Source organism: Actinomadura litoris, assembly GCF_009733595.1.
Lineage (GTDB): Bacteria > Actinomycetota > Actinomycetes > Streptosporangiales > Streptosporangiaceae > Spirillospora > Spirillospora litoris.
Genome location: NZ_WOFH01000010.1, coordinates 356,271 through 371,693, shown reverse-complemented (window position 1 = coordinate 371,693; position 15,423 = coordinate 356,271). Strand labels below are relative to the sequence as shown.

Here is a 15,423-nt window from a genome sequence, read left to right as displayed (position 1 = left end):
TGCCAACGCATCTGCGCCCTCAACGCCGCGATCTGGCACAACTGGCTGACCCACGCCCCGATCAAACGATCACTGACCGCCTACGACCACTGACCAGACCACACCACAACCCCCATCAACGATCTAGTCGGCGTCGGGCAGGCCGAGGGCGAACGCCTGCTCCAGGTCGTGCTGGGAGTAGGTGCGGAACGCGATGTGGGTCTCGGTGTCGAGGATGCCGGGCACCTTGTTGAGGCGCCCCGGGATCACGTCGTTCAGCTCGTCGTGGTCCCGGACGCGGACCATCGCCATGAGGTCGTGCTCACCGGTGACGGAGTAGACCTCGCTGACGCCGTCCAGCGCCGCGATCGTCTCGGCCACCTCGTGGATGCGCGCGACGTCGGCCTTGACGAACACGATGGCGGTGACCACCGGCACCCTCCCTGCACCTTCGCCCTGCACATGCGGATGCCCCAACCCTATCGGGCGGCCGCTCAGCCTCTGCTCAGGGCCACCGGGCGGCGCGCGGGGCCCGCGCGGCGGGCCAGCAGCGCGAAGACCACCCCGGCGGCGAAGCCGTAGATGTGCGCGGTGTAGGCGACGTTGCTCTCCTCGTCGCCGAGCGACAGCCACTGGAGCACGAACCAGTAGCCGAGCACCACCCACACCGGCAGCCGGACGACGATCACCGGCGGGACGTAGCTGACGATGCGGCCGCGCGGGTTGAGGATCGCGTAGGCGCCCATCACGCCCGCGATCGCGCCGGACGCGCCGATCAGCGGCACCGTCGACCCGGCCGAGGTGTAGGCGAAGCCGTAGACGGCGACGAGGCCGAACAGCAGGTAGGCGAGCAGGTAGCGCAGCCGTCCGAGCCGGTCCTCGACGCCCGCGCCGACGACGAACAGCGCCACCAGGTTGCCCACCAGGTGCAGGGCGCCCGAGTGCAGGAACATCGAGGTGAACGCGGACGTCCAGGGATGCTTGGCGAAGCGGGCGGGGCCGCACTCCTCGACGGCGTCCACCGGGAGCGGCTGCTGGACGCCGGTGGTCAGCTCCTTCGGGACGGCGCCGTACTCGTGGCTGAACCGCACCGCCTCGCACTCGCGGGCGCGGTCCTCGCCGTACCAGGTGGCGAAGTTGGACATCGGGGTCAGCAGGAACACCACGACGTTGGCCGCGACCAGCAGATAGGTCACCCAGGGGACGCGCCGCGCGGGCTGGCTGTCGTAGAGAGGCACGGCCATGCGGTGTTCGACGTCCTCTCCGTCACCCGGCGCCCACCACCGGGACCTCGCCCGTCACTGTAGCCGCCGTCACCTCAGCGGGCGGCTCCGCCCGGACGACTTCGGGTCGTGGGCGGCGTAGGCGTTGTCGATCCAGCCGCGCAGACCCTCGGCGCCGTGGGCGGGGCACGTCCACTCGCCGTCCACCTCGACGAGGCGGACGCCGGGCAGGTCGAGCCAGCGCAGCACGCACTCCATCTCCTCGGCGGTCGCGCCGCCGCCCTGCGCGGTGCCGAGCGGTACGCCTCCGGGAGCGCCGCCGACGGGCGGGAAGACCGTCTCGGCGGTGGCGGTGAGGGCGTGCACGTAGGGCCAGGGGTCGGCGCGCGGCGGGACCGTTCCGGCCGCCGCGAGCCGCCCGTAGCGCACGACCGCCAGCTCCCAGCCGTTGTCGAAGGCCGGGCGCGCCGCCACGAGCTGCCGCAGCCGCGCGAACGCGGTGAGCCGCTGCCCGCGCGCGGCGGCGCGCACGAACGCGGCCAGCCGGTCGCGCTGGGCGGCGGCCTCCTCGTAGCGCAGCTCGCGCGAGAGCCGGTCGATGCGGGCCCGCGCGGAGGCCACCACCGGGCGCGCGTCCCCCTCCATGATCTCCTGGGCGGCGGTGACGTGGGCGGTGTAGTCCTCCAATGCCTCGCTGCCGTCGCAGGGCGCGCCGCAGTGGCCCATCTCGGCGAGCGCGCAGGCGTGCAGCCGCCCGGCCTCCACCAGCCGCAGCGTGATCCGCTGCGTGCACTGCCGCAGCGGGACGGCCTCGTGCAGCGCGGCGCGCGCCTCCTCGGCCTGCCGCCGCGAGGAGATCGGGCCGAGGTAGCGGGCGCCGTCGTCGCGGATCTCGCGGACGATCGACAGCCGCGGGAACGGCTCGGCGGTGAGCTTCAGCCACAGCGCCCGCTCGGGGAACTTCGAGCGGCGGTTGTAGCGGGGCTTGTGCTCGGCGATCAGCCGCAGCTCGCGGACCTCCGCCTCCAGGCCGGTCGCGCACACGATCGTCCGGATCCGCTCGGCGAGCCCCACCATCTCCCGGACGCGGCGCCGCGTCTCCGACCCGGTGAAGTAGCTGCGCACCCGCGACCGCAGGTCGCCGCTCTTGCCGACGTACAGCGCCTCGCCCGCGGCGTCCTCGAACAGGTACACGCCCGGCGCGGACGGGACGTCGTCGGCGAGGTGGCGCTTGCGGCGCTGCTCGGGCGTGGGCGCCTTGGCGAAGCCGCGCATCTCCTCCAGCGAGGTGACGCCGAACGAGCCGAGCCGCTCGATGAGCCCGTGCAGCACCTCGACGGTGGCGCGGGCGTCGGCGAGGGCGCGGTGCGTCGGCTCGGTCGCCGTGCGGAAGAACCGGGAGAGCGTGCCGAGCTTGCAGTTGGGCACCTCGTCCTTGGACAGGACGCGGCGCGCCAGGTCGACGGTGTCGACGACGGTGAACCTCGGCCAGGCGTAGCCGTGCTCGGCGCACGCCGCCTTGAGGAAGCCGATGTCGAAGGGCGCGTTGTGGGCGACGAGCACGCTGCCGCGCGCGAACTCCAGGAAGGCGGGGAGCACCGAGTCCATCCGGGGGGCGGCGGTCACCATCGCGGTGGTGATGCCGGTCAGCGCGGTGATGAACGGCGGGACGGGCCCGCCCGGGTCGACCAGCGTGCCGAGCTCGCCGAGCTCCTCCCCGCCGCGCACCTTCACCGCGCCGATCTCGGTGATGGCCGAGTCGGCCGCCGAGCCGCCGGTCGTCTCCAGGTCGACCACCACGAAGGTGACGCCGGACAGGGGCGTACCGAGGTCGTCCAGGGTGCCCTGGACGTGCGCAGCCGTCATGCCCGGGACCGTAGAGGACGCCACCGACAGAAGTCCGGGCCGCTAGGGTTGGTCCCGCGCCGGCACGTCCCGCCGGGTGGGGGCCACGGGGGACGGCTCGGGGGTTCGGCGCGTCCGGCCGATCTCCTGCACGGAGCAGGCCGTCCCTGCATTCCCGCTGGTTAGGGTGTGTGGCGCTCGGGAACACTCGGCCCACCGGCGGCAAGCCCGGAAGGAGCGGGACCATCGACAGCCCCGAAGCGAGCCCAGGCGCCCCCGAGCAGCTGGGCGGGCCTCTGCCGGAGGCCGTCCGGCAGGGCGTGGTGGAGGCGGCCGCCGAGCTGATCGGCGCGCTGCCGATCGACGAGGTGCCGATGCCGCTGCGCCGGTTCGCGCGGTTCGAGCGGCGCAAGCGCGCCAAGCTCGCCGGCCAGCACATCGCCGCGCTGCTGGAGAAGGACGACGGGTTCCGGCGGCGGGTCGCCGGGCCGCCGCGCGAGGCGCAGCCGGAGCTGGTGGAGGCGGTGGAGGGCGGCGACGTCCCGCCTGCGGCCGACCCCGTCCGCGTCGCGGTGCTGGCCTACCTGCTGCGCCCCCCAGGGTGGACGGGGCTGGTCGAGGCGGCGCGCGCGGAGCTGGAGCGCTCGGTGTCGGCGTCGGAGGAGGAGGCGGCCGAGCGCCGCTTCGCCGCGCTGCGCGAGGAGCTGGCCGCCGCCCGCGCGGCGCGCGCCGGGGAGGTCGAGAAGCTGCGCGCCGACCTGCGCGGCGCCAAGGCCGAGATCGCCGAGCTGCGCCGCAAGCTGCACGAGGCGCGGACGCGGGCGCGCGACGCGCAGGCGAGCGCCGAGCTGCTCGCGGCGGGCGCCGAGCGCGAGCTGGCCGCCGCGCGCGAGTCGACCGCCGCCGCCGACAAGGAGCTGCGCAAGCTGCGCGCCCGCGCCGCGCAGGCCGAGGCGGCGGCCGAGGCCGCCAAGCGGGCCGCGCGCGAGGGCCGCAACGTCGACGACGTCCGGCTGCGGATGCTGCTCGACACGCTGGTGGACGCGGCGCGCGGCGTGCGCACCGAGCTGGCGCTGCCCTCCACGATCGGGCGCCCGGCCGACGTCGTCGGCGCGCAGGAGCCCCACCGGGCGCTGCCGGGCCGCGTGCTGTCCGACAGCGACCCGCAGCTCCTCGACCAGCTGCTGACGCTGCCGCAGGTCCACCTCGTCGTGGACGGCTACAACGTCACCAAGACCGGCTACGGCGAGCTGCCCCTGTCGGACCAGCGCAACCGCCTCGTGTCGGGCCTCGGCGGCCTCGCCGCGCAGACCCGCGCCGAGGTGACGTGCGTGTTCGACGGCGCGGACCTGGACGCGCCGGTGCCCGTCGGGGCGCCGCGCGGGGTGCGGGTGCTGTTCAGCAACCCCGGGCAGACCGCCGACGAGCTGATCGGCGACCTGGTGCGGGCCGAGCCGCCCGGCCGGGCCGTCGTGGTGGTGTCGGCCGACCGCGAGGTCGCGGACGCGGCGCGCCGCGCCGGTGCGCGCCCCGCGCCGTCCACCCTGCTGCTGCGCCGCCTCGGCCGCTCCTGACCCGCCGACGACCGCCTTGTGCCCCCGCTGAACCGCTTGTGACCTGCGCGAACCCCGTTCCGACTGTCGGTGATCTTGGTATCACGGAAAGTGGACGTACGCGGGATAAGTCAATCAAGATGTGATGTTTCGGTTGTGACGGTTGTTGTGCCTCGCTAATGTCGTCCGCTGACGTCGTGGAGCGAGAGGGGCGAATTCGACCGTGGCCAGTGATCTCATCGGGGCCTCAGCGCAATCGCGTGACCGGCGGAGACATCGCGCGCCTGGTGGCGCGGCCCGTCGCGTGGTGGCAGTGGCCTGCCTCGCGGCGACGGCGTCCTTCGCCTTCCCCCCGGTGGTGGCGCACGCGGCGCCCAAGCCGAAGGCGGCGGACGTGCGCAAGAAGCTCACCAAGCTCAATGAGCAGGTTGACCAGAACGTCGAGAAGTACAACAAGGTCAACGAGCAGCTCAAGATCGCCAAGAAGAAGCTCGACGCCGCCAAGAAGTCGAGCAAGGGCGAGGAGACGGCGTTCGAGCGGCAGCGTTCCGCGATCGCGCAGATGGCGGCCGCCGCGTACAAGAACGGCAACACCACCGACGTGTCGGGTTTCGTCGGCAGCGACGACCCGCAGGCGATCCTCGACCAGGCGGCGGTCTTCACGCACCTGTCGCAGGAGCGCAGCTCGCAGCTCACCCAGTTCCTCGCGGCCACCCAGCGGCTGCGCCGGGAGCGGGCGACGGCCCAGAGCGCCTACGACGACGTCGCGGGCAAGGCCAAGGAGCTGAAGGACAAGAAGAAGGAGCTCGACAAGCAGGTCGAGCAGCAGAAGAAGCTGCTGGCCAAGCTGGGCGAGAAGTCGCCGAGCAAGTCCGGTGGCGGCGGCGGCACGGGCGGGACCTACAACGGCCCGGCCAGCGGCTCGGCGCGCACCGCGCTGAACTACGCCTACGCCCAGCTCGGCAAGCCGTACGTCTACGGCGCGGCGGGCCCGAACTCCTTCGACTGCTCCGGGCTGACCATGCGCGCCTGGGGCGCGGCGGGCGTCAGCATCACCCGCACGACGAACTCGCAGTTCGCGGCGACCAAGCGGGTCGACAAGAGCGACCTCCAGCCGGGCGACCTGGTGTTCTTCAGCAGCCTCGGGCACGTCGGCATGTACGTGGGCGGCGGCAAGATGATCCACGCCCCGCACACCGGCGACGTCGTCCGGATCGCCGACATCTCGTCGGGGTACTACGTCTCCAACTACTACGGCGCGGGACGTCCCTGAGCGACGATCCCCCCGCCATATCGGCAACGGACCAGGCTTTGACCTGGTCCGTTGTTGATTTTGGGGGGGTTTGCCTTCTGATGGGCCTTTGGTACCTTTGCACCACTCGGGCACCCGCCAGGCGCCCGAGCCCCGCGGCGCCCACCAGGCGTCACGGCCCCCGCGCGGCCCCGTCCAGGCGCCGCGTCCGGCGGCGCGCTCCACGTGCCGTCCCCCCGATTTCAGGCCGGACCCGGCCCGATCGTGCGCACGCCGACGCGTGCATGGCGCTGAGCGCGCGCCACGACGGTGCCCCAGGGTCCGGTGAGGCAACGCCGAGTCCGCGCCCGCGCGGAGCCGGGGAACCAATCGACCGGCGTCCGGGAGTCCGCTTCCGGACGGGCACACCGGTCCCCCGGGGTGAATCGGCGCGTCCCTCCCGTCAGGTGAGAGCCGCCGTAGGGCCACTTCCACGCCCGAACCCGTCAGCTAACCCGGTAGGCGTCTTGGAAGAAGGAGTGATGCACACCCCCCGAACAAGCCACGGCCCGCCTGCGAGCGGGCCCCTCGGGCGTGGCCGCCGATTCAGCGCGCGGCCGCGCCCGGCCCTTTCCCGGGCGCCTTCCACGACGCTCATGACGTCCTGCATAGGATCACGCGCATGACCGACGGCCCCGGCCAGGAGGAACACGACGCGGCACCGGACGCCGCGCGGAGCGTTCCACAGGACGCCTCCCTCTCCCGCCGCGGGATCCTCGGCCTGGGCGCGGGGGGCGCCGCCCTGCTGCTCGCCGGCACCGCCGGCCTCGTCCACGCGCGCTCCGGCGACGGCCGCGCCGCGTCCGCGAAGGCCACCAGGGCGGCGGGCTCCTTCCACCCCGACGCGGCCGGGGACATCCTCGCCAACCGCGCGCGCGCCGTCTCCCGGGGCGACCGCGCCGCCTTCCTGGCCACCGTCGGCTCCGCGCCCGCCGCGTTCCAGAAGGCGCAGGCGGGCCTCTACGACAACCTCCGCCGCCTCCCCCTGGACGGATGGCGCGAGCGCGTCGTCGACACCCAGCACACCGACGCCGCGACCGGGGTCACGGTCGTCCGCGCGGAGGTGCGCTACAGGCTGAAGGGCTTCGACCGGCACGAGGTCGCCCGCGCCCGCTACCTGTCCCTCGCCCCCCGCTCCGGCGGCTGGACGATCGTCGGCGACGGCACGTCCCACGGCCTCGCCGACGACGCCGAGATCTGGGACGGCGGGCCGCTGACCGCCGTGCACGGGCGGTCGTGCCTGGTCGTCGGCGACGCGTCCGGGCTGGACGGCTTCGCGCGCAGCCTGGACGCGGCCGTGCCCGTCGTCACCCGGGTGGTCGGCCGGGGCTGGGCGCAGCGGGCCGTCGCGCTCGTCCCCGCCGACGCGCGGCTGGCGGCCGCGCTCGCCGGGCAGGGCCAGGACCTCGGCGCGATCGCGGCGCTCGCCACCGTCGCCCCGCCGGCCGGGGAGGGCCCCGGCGAGGACCGCGTCATCATCTCCCCCGGCACCTTCGGACGCCTCAACGCCCTCGGCCGCGACGTCGTCCTCGCCCACGAGCTCACCCACGTCGCGACCGGCGGCGCCCGCGACCGCGCCACCCCGCTGTGGCTGATCGAGGGCTTCGCCGACTACGTCGGGTACTCCGGGACCGAGATCACGGTGCGGTCGGCGGCCGGGGAGCTGGCCCGCGAGGTGGCCGCCGGGCGCGTCCCGGCCGCGCTGCCGGACGCGGCCGCCTTCACCGGCGCCTCGCCGCGGCTCTCGCAGTCCTACCAGGAGGCCTGGCTCGCCTGCCGGATGATCGCGGACCGGTACGGTGAGGCGACGCTCGTGCGGCTGTACCGGGCCGCGGGGCGCGTCTCCGAGGCGGCCGCGCTGCGGGACGCGCTCGGCCTCACCCGGGACCGCCTCACCGCCCTGTGGCGCGACTACCTGAAGAAGGAGCTCCGTTGAGCCGACGTCCCCGGATCGCGGCCGCGGTCGCCGCCGCCGCGCTGTTCGCCGCGGTCGGCGCCGTCCTGGCGCTCACCACACCGTGGAACCCGCTCCCCGGGCGCGTGCCGGGCGGCCGCGTGGAGGCCGACCCGTCCGCCGACTTCTCCGCCGCCGAGATCGCCCGCTCCCGCGCGTTCGACTCGGCCCTCAACCCCCCCGCCTACGCCGGCCTCCTCGTCGGCCTCGTGCTCGTGCTCGCGCTCGGCCTCACCCCGGCCGGATCGCGGCTGATCGGGTGGACGACGGCGCGCGTCCGCCGGTGGCCGCTGCGCGTCATGGCCGCCGCCGTCGCGCTGACGACGCTGCTGCGGGTGGCGGGGCTGCCGTTCGACCTGTGGGGCGAGGCCGTCCTGCGCCGCTACGGGCTGTCCACGCAGTCCTGGCCGCAGTGGCTGCTCGACCAGCTCAAGTCCCTCGCGGTCACCTGGGTGATCTACACGGTCGCGCTGCTGCTGCTCTACGCGGTGATGCGCCGCTTCCCCCGCTACTGGTGGACGGGCGCGGCGGCGGGCGGATTCCTCCTCGTCGTCGCCGTCTCCTTCCTCTACCCCGTGGCCGTCGAGCCGGTGTTCAACAAGTTCCACTCGCTGCCGCAGGGGCGGCTTCGCAGCGACCTGCTCGCCATGGCCGACCGCGACGGCGTCCCGGTCAAGGACGTCCTGGTCGCCGACGCCTCCCGCCGGACGACCTCCCTGAACGCCTACGTGTCCGGGTTCGGCTCCACCCGCCGCATCGTCCTGTACGACACGCTGCTGCGCTCGCCGCGCCCGCGGATCGAGTCGATCGTCGGCCACGAGCTGGGCCACGCCAAGCGGGGCGACGTCCTGTGGGGGACGCTCGTGGGCGCCCTGGCCGTCGCGGGGGGCGTCTGCCTGCTGTACCTCCTGCTGACCTCCCCGCGCCTCCTGCGCCGCGCCGGAGTGCCCCCGGCCGAGGACTCCGACGTCCGGACGGCCGTGAACCCGCGCTCGCTGGCCCTCGTCCTCGCCCTCGTCGCGGCGGGGACGCAGATCGGCATGCCCGTCCAGAACCTCGTGAGCCGCCGCATCGAGGCCCGCGCGGACGCGCACGCCCTCGACCTCACCCGCGACCCGTCCACGTTCGTGTCGATGCAGCACGAGCTGGCCGTCCGCAACATCTCCGACCTGAGCCCCGACGCCCTCGAACACCTCCTGTGGCTGACCCACCCGTCCGCCCCCGACCGCATCGCCATGGCGAGAGACTGGGAGCGAATCCATGGCGCGCCCCTCGGCGTCAGGCGCTAGGGCGCCTTCCTTCAACGGGCCACGCGGCGATCGCGGGCATCGCTCCGACCTCGCCTGGCGGCTCGCTTCGCGATCAGACTCTCGCTTCGCTCGCATCTGCCTTCGGACGCGATCGCAACGCTTGCGGTGGTGTGCGGTCAGTTGCCCTTCGCGCCGGGCCGGGCCGGGGTGCCGGAACCGGGTTGGGCCGACAGGGTCGCCGCGTCCACGCGCGGCGCGGTCGTCACCGAGCGCTTGAGCGCGCTGCCCTTCACCCAGTCGTTCCAGCCGAGCTGCCAGTAGCCCCAGCCGTTGTCGGGCTCCAGTTCCCGGCTCGTGCCCGTCACCGTCACCGGGTCGCCCCGGTAGGCGTGGCGGTAGAACCACGCGGCGTTGGACGGGCTGATGTTGATGCAGCCGTGGCTCACGTTGTCGTGCCCCTGGCTGCCCACCGACCAGGGCGCGCTGTGGACGTACTCGCCGCTGCCGGAGATCTGCACGGCCTTGTAGACGGTCAGGCTGTAGTAGCCGGCGCAGCCGGGCCCGCAGCCCTCCCACTCCGACGTCATCACCGTGGGGTCCTTCTTGGCCATCGCCAGGTGGACGCCGTTGGTGGTGGTGTACTTGCGGGCCCCGCCCCGCCCCATGCTGGTCGGGATCGTCTTCACCTTCCGGCCGTTGAACCTCACCACCATCTTGTGGTTGTCCTCGCCGACGGTGGAGACGTGCTCGTCCCCGACCCTGAAGTCGACGCCGTAGTTCTTCACGCCGTAGACGTCCTTGCCGGTGCGGACCCCGGACAGGTGGGCGCGGAAGCTCACCTTCGTGTGCGCGGGCCAGTACTGCCTCGGACGGAACACCGCCTCCGGCCCCTCGTCGCCCTCGAACCAGTGCCAGGCGCCCTCGACGGGCCGGTCGGAGCGCACCTCCAGCGCCCGCTCCACCGCCGCCCGGTCGGTCACCTTCTTGTCGAACTTCAAGATGATCGGCATGCCGATCCCGACCGTCTCCCGGTCGGACGGCGCGTCCAGGCCCATCGCGCTCGTCGACCTCACCTGGGCGGTCGCGAACCGGCTGCTGACCGTCCGGCTCCTGCCGTCCCTGCCGACGGCCGTCGCGTTCACCGTGTACGAGCGGCCCGGGTCCAGCGTCCAGCGCGAACGCCACTGGCTCCGGTCCGCGCTGAGGACGCCCTCCACCGCCGACCCGCCGCTCGCCACCGTCACGTTCTCGATCGTGCCGCCCCGCGAGCGGACGGCGATCTGCCCGTCCGGCCGCAGCACGGCGCCGCCGCCCGGCGTCACCGCGACGCCGAGGTCGTCGTCCCTCGCCCCGCCGCCTCCTGAGCACCCGGCCGCGCTGCCCGCCGCGACGGCGGCGCAGGTCAGCAGCGCGGCGGTGCGCCTTCCTCGGTCCCTCGGTCCTGAGCCGCCCACGCGCACGGTAGCCCCCCGGTCGTCCCCGCTGGGCGAGAGAATCGTCTGCCCAGCCCCCGAAGCCGGAACGACGCCCAGATGAAAAGGCCGGTACCCACAAAAATGTCGGTACCGGCCCCTCTTGGGCTTCTTTTACTGCTCAGTGGGCGAAATGACCCCGGTAGTACTCGAAGACCAGACCGATCGTCGTCATGATGACCGCGGCACCGCCGAGGATCACCATCCACCAGCCGAACACCACGCCGAGGGCCACGCACGCGGCCGACAGCGCCAGGAACAGCGGCCACCAGCTGTGCGGGCTGAAGAAGCCCAGCTCGCCCGCCGCGTCGGCGATGTCGCCCTCCGGGTCGTCCTCGTACAGCGGGCCGTTGTTGGCCCGCTCAAGGCGCCGGACGGTGAAGTGGATGTAGAACCCGATGAGCCCGGCGAGGCCGATGGCGAGGGCGAGCGCGGTGGTGCCCGTCCAGTCACCCGACCACAGCCAGTACACGATGTCGGTGGCGAGGAAGAAGACCGCGCACCCGTAGAACATGAACGCCTGGACGCGCATCGGCTACTCCCCCTTCGCCCCGGACAGCTCGCCCTTGGCACCCACGTGCGGGTGGTGCAGGTCGAACGCCGGGCGCTCCGAGCGGATCTTCGGGATCGAGTTGAAGTTGTGCCGCGGCGGCGGGCACGAGGTCGCCCACTCCAGCGACGAGCCGTAGCCCCACGGGTCGTCCACCATCACCCGCTTGCCCTTCTTCGCGGTGATGTAGACGTTGTAGAAGAACGGCAGCATCGACAGCCCGAGGATGAACGAGAAGACCGTCGAGACCTGGTTGAGGCCCTCGAACTCACTGGCGTAGTCGGCGTAGCGGCGCGGCATGCCCTCGGCGCCCAGCCAGTGCTGGATGAGGAACGTGCCGTGGAAGCCGATGAACAGCATCCAGAAGTGGACCTTGCCGAGCGTGTCGTTCAGCATCTTGCCGGTCCACTTCGGCCACCAGAAGTAGAAGCCCGCGAACATCGCGAACACCACGGTGCCGAACACCACGTAGTGGAAGTGCGCCACGACGAAGTAGGAGTCGGAGAGCTGGAAGTCCATCGGCGGCGAGGCGAGGATGACGCCGGTCAGGCCGCCGAACAGGAACGTCACGAGGAAGCCCAGCGACCACAGCATCGGCGACTCGAACGTCAGTTGCCCTCGCCAGATGGTCCCCACCCAGTTGAAGAACTTCACCCCCGTGGGCACGGCGATGAGGAACGTCATGAAGGAGAAGAACGGCAGCAGCACCTGGCCGGTCACGAACATGTGGTGCGCCCACACGGTGACCGACAGGCCCGCGATGCTGATCGTCGCGAACACCAGGCCGATGTAGCCGAACACCGGCTTGCGGCTGAACACCGGGAGGATCTCGGTCACGATGCCGAAGAAGGGCAACGCGATGATGTAGACCTCCGGATGCCCGAAGAACCAGAACAGGTGCTGCCACAGCAGCGCGCCGCCGTGCGCGGAGTCGAACACGTGCGCGCCGAGCTTGCGGTCGGCCTCCAGCGCCAGCAGCGCCGCGGCGAGCACCGGGAACGCCAGCAGGACGAGGATGGAGGTCAGCAGGATGTTCCAGGTGAAGATCGGCATCCGGAACATCGTCATGCCGGGGGCGCGCATGCACAGGATCGTGGTGATGAAGTTGACCGCGCCCATGATGGTGCCGAAGCCCGACATCGCCAGGCCCATGACCCACATGTCGCCGCCGACGCCCGGCGAGCGCACCGCGTCCGACAGCGGGGCGTAGGCGAACCAGCCGAAGCTGGCCGCGCCGCCCGGCGTCAGGAAGCCCGCGATGACGATGATGCTGCCGAACAGGAACAGCCAGTACGCCAGCATGTTCATCCGCGGGAACGCCACGTCGGGCGCGCCGATCTGCAGCGGCATGATGACGTTGGCGAAGCCCGCGAACAGCGGCGTCGCGAACATCAGCAGCATGATCGTGCCGTGCATGGTGAACAGCTGGTTGAACTGCTCGTTGCTGAAGATCTGGAGTTCGGGCTTGAACAGCTCGGCCCGCATCATCAGCGCGAGCACGCCGCCGATGAGGAACATCACGAACGACGTGATCAGGTAGAGGTAGCCGATCACCTTGTGGTCGGTGGACGACATCCACGAGGCGAGGATGCGCCCCTTGCTCGTCCGCGACGCGGCGACCGGCGTACTCGGTGCGTGACTGATCGTGGTCACTTGGCACCCCCCACGGCCTTGGCCTTGGACTCGGCGATGTACGCGGCGTACTGCTCGGGCGTCACGACCCGGAGCTGGAACAGCATCTTGCTGTGGTCGACGCCGCACAGCTCCGCGCAGCGGCCCTCATAGGTGCCGAGCTTGTTCGCGGTGAACTCGAACTCGTTGGTGTAGCCCGGCATGACGTCCTTCTTGTAAAGGAGCGCCGGGACCCAGAACGAGTGGATGACGTCGTTGGAGTGCAACCTGATCCGGACCGTCTTGCCGGACGGGATCGTCATCACCGGCTTGGGGCCGCCGTCGGCGTTCGGCGCGACCGGCTGCCCGATCTCGGAGGCGACGGTCTTCTCCTGACCGCCGATCTTCTCCTTGTAGTCGAACTGCCAGCTCCACTGGAAGCCGGTGACGTCGATGGTGACCGCGGGGTTGTCCGTGGTCTTCTCGACGAAGTTCTCGTCGCGGACGGTGAAGAAGAACAGCACCGCGATGATGACGAACGGGACCGCCGTGTAGAGGATCTCGATCGGCATGTTGTAGCGCACCTGCGGCGGCAGGTCGTCGGAGCGCTTGCGGTGGAACAGCACCGCCCAGATGATCAGGCCCCACACGACGGCACCGACGGCGAACGCCGCGATCCAGGACCCCTGCCACAGCTTCAGCATGCGCTCGGCCTGGGGCCCGATCGGCTCGGGCATGCCTAGGCGGGACGCCTCACCGCCGCACGCGGTGGCGGTCAGCGCCAGCAGCCCCAGCGCGCCGGCGCTTCTCAATGCGCGGCGACCGCGCACAGGCGTACGCCGCTCCCTAGAGCGGGTCGGACTCACGGAATGCCTTCCCCACGGATGAATGCCCGGTCGTCCGGGCGGATGAGATCAGTAGTCACGCATGTGGTGGACACCCTAGCGCGAGGGTCGCGCGTACCCCCGATCGGGTGCCCGGTTAGTGTTCTGGGCGTGGCCGACTCCAGCGCGCCGGGCGCCTATCTCGACGCCGCTTCCACCGAACCGCCGCATCCCGCGGCGCGGGCGGCGCTGCTGGAGGCGCTGGACGCGGGCTGGGCCGATCCCGCCAGGCTCTACGGGACGGCCCGGAGCACCCGCGTGCTGATGGACCGGGCGCGCGCGCGTGTCGCCGGTGTCCTGCGTGCCCGTCCGGACGAGGTGTCCTTCACGTCCTCGGGCACCCAGGCGGTGCACCTGGCGGTCCTCGGGGGGCTCCAGGCGCGCCGGCGGGCCGGGCGCCACCTGGTGGTCGGCGCCGTCGAGCACTCCAGCGTCCTGCACGCCGCCGAACTGCACGAGCAGGGCGGCGGCGAGGTCACGGTCGTCGGCGTCGACCGGACCGGCCGGGTCGACCCGGCCGCGTTCGGCGCCGCGCTCAGGCCGGACACCGCGCTGGCGTGCCTCCAGTCGGCCAACCACGAGGTGGGGACGCTCCAGCCCGTCGCGGAGGCCGCCGAGGCGTGCCGCGCGGCGGGCGTGCCGCTGTTCGTCGACGCCGCGCAGTCCCTCGGACGCGTGGACGTGCCGGACGGCTGGTCCTTCCTCGCCGGGAGTGCCCACAAATGGGGCGGACCCGCCGGAGTCGGGGTGCTGGTGATCCGCAAGGGCACCCGCTGGCGCTCGCCGCTGCCCGCCGACGAGCGCGAGGGGCGCCGCGTCCCCGGCTTCGAGAACGTCCCCGCCGTCGTCGCGGCGGCCGCCGCCCTGGAGGCATTCCGGGCGGACATGGCGGACGAGGCGCCGCGCCTGTCCGCGCTCGTCGACCTCATCCGCGACCGCGTCCCGAGGGAGATCCCCGACGTCCAGGTGGTCGGCGACCCCGTCCGGCGGCTCCCCCACCTCGTCACCTTTTCGTGCCTGTATGTCGAGGGTGAGGCACTTCTCACCGAATTGGACAGGATGGGTTTCGCGGTTTCCTCGGGAAGCTCGTGTACGGCGGATACGCTGCGTCCAAGTCATGTCCTGGAGGCGATGGGAGTGATCACCCATGGGAACGTGCGGGTGTCGCTGCCGCGTGGCACCGGTCCGGCCGACGTCGACCGGTTCCTCGCCGTCCTCCCCGGCGCCGTCTCCCGGCTGCGCCGGTCGGCGATGAACACCCCAGAGACAGGGAGGCGGTCGCGCCCATGAGGTTCCGAGGCCGCGTCAAGGGCACCGCGCCCGCCACCCCCGCGCCGTCCCCCGCCGAGCCCGCGGGCCCGCCCCCCGTGCTGGTCATCGACGCGCTCGGCCGCAAGTGCCCGATCCCGATCATCATGCTCGCCGAGCGGATCCGCGAGGTCCCGGTCGGCGAGGTCGTCGCCGTCCTCGCCGACGACGCCGCCGCCCGCACCGACATCCCCGCCTGGTGCCGCATGAAGTCCCAGGACTTCGTCCGCGAGGAGACCCTCCCCCAGGGCGGCTGGGGCTTCCACATCCGCAGAACGTACTGAACCGCGCCGCCTCCGGCGCCGCGGCGAGCGGCGCTCCTTTCACGCCCTCCACCCTCGTCAGCTCCGGTCGCCGGCGCCCCCCGCGCTCCTCAGACCACAGTGCCCGGCACACGCCCATCACGCCGCCTCCGGCGCCGCGGCGAGCGGCGCTCCCTTCGCGCCCTCTTCCCTCGTCACTCCGGTCGCTGGCGCTCCCTGCGCTCCTCAGTCCAGAGTGCG

General features: G+C 72.5%; 13 protein-coding genes, 1 pseudogene and 1 riboswitch. Of the genes and pseudogenes, 7 read left to right on the top strand and 7 right to left on the bottom strand.

The window, feature by feature from the left end; all coding sequences use genetic code 11:
• Positions 1–93: pseudogene (locus tag GNZ18_RS44210) on the top strand (IS982 family transposase); the annotation flags it as partial.
• A gap of 30 nt (positions 94–123) precedes the next feature.
• Here GNZ18_RS44210 and GNZ18_RS27635 read toward each other — a convergent pair.
• The 3 genes from GNZ18_RS27635 to GNZ18_RS27625 form a co-directional block, all read right to left on the bottom strand.
• Positions 124–411 carry an Lrp/AsnC family transcriptional regulator gene (locus GNZ18_RS27635; protein WP_312874782.1) on the bottom strand — a complete coding sequence of 96 codons (288 nt, stop codon included), beginning with the start codon at positions 409–411 and terminating at the stop codon, positions 124–126.
• Positions 412–473: 62 nt separating this feature from the next.
• A complete protein-coding gene (locus GNZ18_RS27630) occupies positions 474–1,223 on the bottom strand; it encodes a rhomboid family intramembrane serine protease (protein ID WP_156219439.1) in 750 nt (249 codons plus the stop codon).
• A gap of 69 nt (positions 1,224–1,292) precedes the next feature.
• Positions 1,293–3,068, bottom strand: a complete 1,776-nt coding sequence (locus GNZ18_RS27625) for a DEDD exonuclease domain-containing protein (RefSeq protein ID WP_156219438.1) — start codon at positions 3,066–3,068, stop codon at positions 1,293–1,295.
• A gap of 170 nt (positions 3,069–3,238) precedes the next feature.
• On the opposite strand from GNZ18_RS27625, the gene GNZ18_RS27620 reads away from it, so the two are divergent.
• The 4 genes from GNZ18_RS27620 to GNZ18_RS27605 all read left to right on the top strand — a co-directional run bounded on the left by GNZ18_RS27620 (position 3,239) and on the right by GNZ18_RS27605 (position 9,134).
• Positions 3,239–4,621: an NYN domain-containing protein gene (locus tag GNZ18_RS27620; RefSeq protein WP_308166036.1), complete on the top strand. Its 1,383-nt coding sequence runs from the start codon at positions 3,239–3,241 to the stop codon at positions 4,619–4,621.
• A 286-nt stretch (positions 4,622–4,907) separates the two neighbouring features.
• The gene (locus GNZ18_RS43295; RefSeq protein ID WP_308166035.1) at positions 4,908–5,873 is read left to right on the top strand and encodes a C40 family peptidase; all 966 of its coding nucleotides are present in this window, start codon (positions 4,908–4,910) and stop codon (positions 5,871–5,873) included.
• 302 nt (positions 5,874–6,175) lie between these two features.
• Positions 6,176–6,372, top strand: a riboswitch (cyclic di-AMP (ydaO/yuaA leader).
• Positions 6,373–6,513: 141 nt separating this feature from the next.
• The gene (locus GNZ18_RS27610; protein WP_156219437.1) at positions 6,514–7,827 is read left to right on the top strand and encodes a hypothetical protein; all 1,314 of its coding nucleotides are present in this window, start codon (positions 6,514–6,516) and stop codon (positions 7,825–7,827) included.
• The gene (locus tag GNZ18_RS27605) at positions 7,824–9,134 is read left to right on the top strand and encodes a M48 family metallopeptidase (RefSeq protein ID WP_156219436.1); all 1,311 of its coding nucleotides are present in this window, start codon (positions 7,824–7,826) and stop codon (positions 9,132–9,134) included. The genes GNZ18_RS27610 and GNZ18_RS27605 overlap by 4 nt, the downstream gene beginning before the upstream one ends.
• 137 nt (positions 9,135–9,271) lie before the next feature.
• Here the strand turns inward: GNZ18_RS27605 and GNZ18_RS27600 are convergent, their stop codons facing one another.
• The 4 genes from GNZ18_RS27600 to ctaC all read right to left on the bottom strand — a co-directional run bounded on the left by GNZ18_RS27600 (position 9,272) and on the right by ctaC (position 13,540).
• Positions 9,272–10,549, bottom strand: coding sequence for a L,D-transpeptidase (locus GNZ18_RS27600; RefSeq protein WP_308166034.1), 1,278 nt, complete (start codon positions 10,547–10,549; stop codon positions 9,272–9,274).
• A gap of 139 nt (positions 10,550–10,688) precedes the next feature.
• The gene (locus GNZ18_RS27595; RefSeq protein ID WP_156219435.1) at positions 10,689–11,099 is read right to left on the bottom strand and encodes a cytochrome c oxidase subunit 4; all 411 of its coding nucleotides are present in this window, start codon (positions 11,097–11,099) and stop codon (positions 10,689–10,691) included.
• 3 nt (positions 11,100–11,102) lie between these two features.
• Positions 11,103–12,770: an aa3-type cytochrome oxidase subunit I gene (gene ctaD, locus GNZ18_RS27590; RefSeq protein WP_214617728.1), complete on the bottom strand. Its 1,668-nt coding sequence runs from the start codon at positions 12,768–12,770 to the stop codon at positions 11,103–11,105.
• Entirely contained in the window at positions 12,767–13,540 is a 774-nt protein-coding gene (gene ctaC, locus GNZ18_RS27585) for an aa3-type cytochrome oxidase subunit II (protein WP_156219434.1), read from the bottom strand. The genes ctaD and ctaC overlap by 4 nt, the downstream gene beginning before the upstream one ends.
• Before the next feature lie 183 nt (positions 13,541–13,723).
• Here ctaC and GNZ18_RS27580 point away from each other — a divergent pair, with 183 nt between their 5' ends.
• Together GNZ18_RS27580 and GNZ18_RS27575 are read left to right on the top strand one after the other, a co-directional pair.
• On the top strand, positions 13,724–14,902 hold the full coding sequence (locus GNZ18_RS27580) for a cysteine desulfurase family protein (protein WP_312874781.1): 1,179 nt from the start codon (positions 13,724–13,726) through the stop codon (positions 14,900–14,902).
• Positions 14,899–15,204, top strand: coding sequence for a sulfurtransferase TusA family protein (locus GNZ18_RS27575; RefSeq protein WP_156219432.1), 306 nt, complete (start codon positions 14,899–14,901; stop codon positions 15,202–15,204). Before GNZ18_RS27580 ends, GNZ18_RS27575 begins: the two co-directional genes overlap by 4 nt.
• Positions 15,205–15,423 lie beyond the last annotated feature (219 nt).